The 2,887-nt window shown below is 52.6% G+C and carries 1 rRNA gene; it reads left to right on the top strand.

Going from position 1 to position 2,887, the window contains the following annotated elements:
* Positions 1-2,829, top strand: a 23S ribosomal RNA gene (locus tag GQ671_RS12845); the annotation flags it as partial.
* Between the last annotated feature and the right edge of the window lie 58 nt (positions 2,830-2,887).

Here is a 2,887-nt window from a genome sequence, read left to right as displayed (position 1 = left end):
GAAGGACGGAACAAACACCGATATGCTCTGGGGAGCTGTAAGTAAGCGTTGATCCAGAGATTTCCGAATGGGGAAACCCCACACATTGAGTGTGACTTTCAGGTGAATACATAGCCTGAGAGAGGTAGACCCGGGGAACTGAAACATCTTAGTACCCGGAGGAAGAGAAAGAAAAATCGATTCCCTGAGTAGCGGCGAGCGAAACGGGAAGAGCCCAAACCAGCTTCGGCTGGGGTTGTAGGACACCGATTGAGACGGACATTTGCGAGCTGAAGGGCCTGGAACGGCCGACCATAGGGGGTAAGAGTCCCGTAGGCGAAGCGAATGGAAGTTGCGGTGTATCCTGAGTACGGCGGAACACGAGGAATTCCGTCGGAATCCGGGAGGACCATCTCCCAAGGCTAAATACTTCTTAGTGACCGATAGTGAACCAGTACCGTGAGGGAAAGGTGAAAAGCACCCCGGAAGGGGAGTGAAACAGATCCTGAAACCGTGTGCTTACAAGTAGTCAGAGCCCGTTAATGGGTGATGGCGTGCCTTTTGTAGAATGAACCGGCGAGTTGCGATTTCATGCAAGGTTAAGCAGCGAATGCGGAGCCGTAGCGAAAGCGAGTCTGAACAGGGCGTTTAGTATGAGGTTGCAGACCCGAAACCAGGTGATCTACCCATGTCCAGGCTGAAGTCCAGGTAACACTGGATGGAGGGCCGAACCGACTTACGTTGAAAAGTGACCGGATGAGGTGTGGGTAGCGGAGAAATTCCAATCGAACCTGGAGATAGCTGGTTCTCTCCGAAATATATTTAGGTATAGCCTCGTGTTAGCATCGTGGAGGTAGAGCACTGTTTGGACGAGGGGCCCATCCCGGGTTACCGAATTCAGACAAACTCCGAATGCCACAGATGTGATGCACGGGAGTCAGACAGCGGGTGATAAGGTCCGTTGTCGAGAGGGAAACAGCCCAGACCACCAGTTAAGGTCCCAAAATATATGTTGAGTGGAAAAGGATGTGGCGTTGCACAGACAACTAGGATGTTGGCTTAGAAGCAGCCATCATTTAAAGAGTGCGTAATAGCTCACTAGTCAAGTGACGCTGCGCCGAAAATGTACCGGGGCTAAACATATTACCGAAACTGTGGATCAATTATATTGATGGTAGGAGAGCGTTCCGATGGCAGGGAAGCATGACCGTGAGGACATGTGGAGCGATCGGAAGTGAGAATGCCGGTGTGAGTAGCGAAAGACGGGTGGGAATCCCGTCCACCGAATGACTAAGGTTTCCAGAGGAAGGCTCGTCCGCTCTGGGTTAGTCGGGACCTAAGCCGAGGCAGAAATGCGTAGGCGATGGACAACAGGCAGAAATTCCTGTACCGGTGATATGTGTTCGAACGATGTGGTGACGCAGAAGGAGAAGCAGAGCGTGCGGAAGGAAGTGCACGTCCAAGCATCGAGTCGTCAGGGTAGGCAAATCCGCCCTGTACAACGACGAGATGTGACGGGGAGCCGAAATTTAGTAGGCGAAGCTGTGGGTTCACACTGCCAAGAAAAGCTGCTAGTTAGCATATTACCGCCCGTACCGCAAACCGACACAGGTAGTTGGGATGAGAATTCTAAGGTGAGCGAGCGAACTCTCGTTAAGGAACTCGGCAAAATGACCCCGTAACTTCGGGAGAAGGGGTGCTCATGAAAATGAGCCGCAGTGAATAGGCCCAAGCGACTGTTTATCAAAAACACAGGTCTCTGCAAAACCGAAAGGTGACGTATAGGGGCTGACGCCTGCCCGGTGCTGGAAGGTTAAGAGGAGCGCTCAGCGTAAGCGAAGGTGCGAATCGAAGCCCCAGTAAACGGCGGCCGTAACTATAACGGTCCTAAGGTAGCGAAATTCCTTGTCAGGTAAGTTCTGACCCGCACGAAAGGCGTAACGATTTGGGCACTGTCTCAACGAGAGGCTCGGTGAAATCATAGTACCTGTGAAGATGCAGGTTACCCGCGACAGGACGGAAAGACCCCGTGGAGCTTTACTGTAACCTGATATTGAATCTTGACCTCACCTGTACAGGATAGGTGGGAGCCTGAGAAGTGTGGACGCCAGTCTACATGGAGGCACTGGTGGGATACCACCCTGGTGATGTTGAGGTTCTAACCCGCGCCCGTAATCCGGGCGGGAGACAGTGTCAGGTGGACAGTTTGACTGGGGCGGTCGCCTCCTAAAGAGTAACGGAGGCGCTCAAAGGTTCCCTCAGAATGGTTGGAAATCATTCATAGAGTGTAAAGGTATAAGGGAGCTTGACTGCGAGACATACAGGTCGAGCAGGGTCGAAAGACGGACTTAGTGATCCGGTGGTTCCGCATGGAAGGGCCATCGCTCAACGGATAAAAGCTACCCCGGGGATAACAGGCTTATCTCCCCCAAGAGTTCACATCGACGGGGAGGTTTGGCACCTCGATGTCGGCTCATCGCATCCTGGGGCTGTAGTCGGTCCCAAGGGTTGGGCTGTTCGCCCATTAAAGCGGTACGCGAGCTGGGTTCAGAACGTCGTGAGACAGTTCGGTCCCTATCCGTCGTGGGCGTAGGAAATTTGAGAGGCGCTGTCCTTAGTACGAGAGGACCGGGATGGACATACCACTGGTGTACCAGTTGTCGTGCCAACGGCATCGCTGGGTAGCTATGTATGGCCGGGATAAGTGCTGAAAGCATCTAAGCATGAAGCCCCCCTCAAGATGAGATTTCCCCATTAGATCCCTCAGAGATGATGAGGTGGATAGGTTCGGCGTGCAAGTGTGGCGACACATTCAGCGGACGAATACTAATCGATCGATGACTTATTCAATAATAATGAAAACCGTGTTTGGTTTTCTGCGCAGCGCATTGTTTCTATCCGGTTTTGA

Source organism: Salinicoccus hispanicus, from assembly GCF_009831115.1.
GTDB classification, from domain to species: domain Bacteria; phylum Bacillota; class Bacilli; order Staphylococcales; family Salinicoccaceae; genus Salinicoccus; species Salinicoccus hispanicus.
The sequence above is the reverse complement of the archived record's forward strand: the minus strand, read 5'-3'. Positions and strand labels throughout refer to the sequence as shown.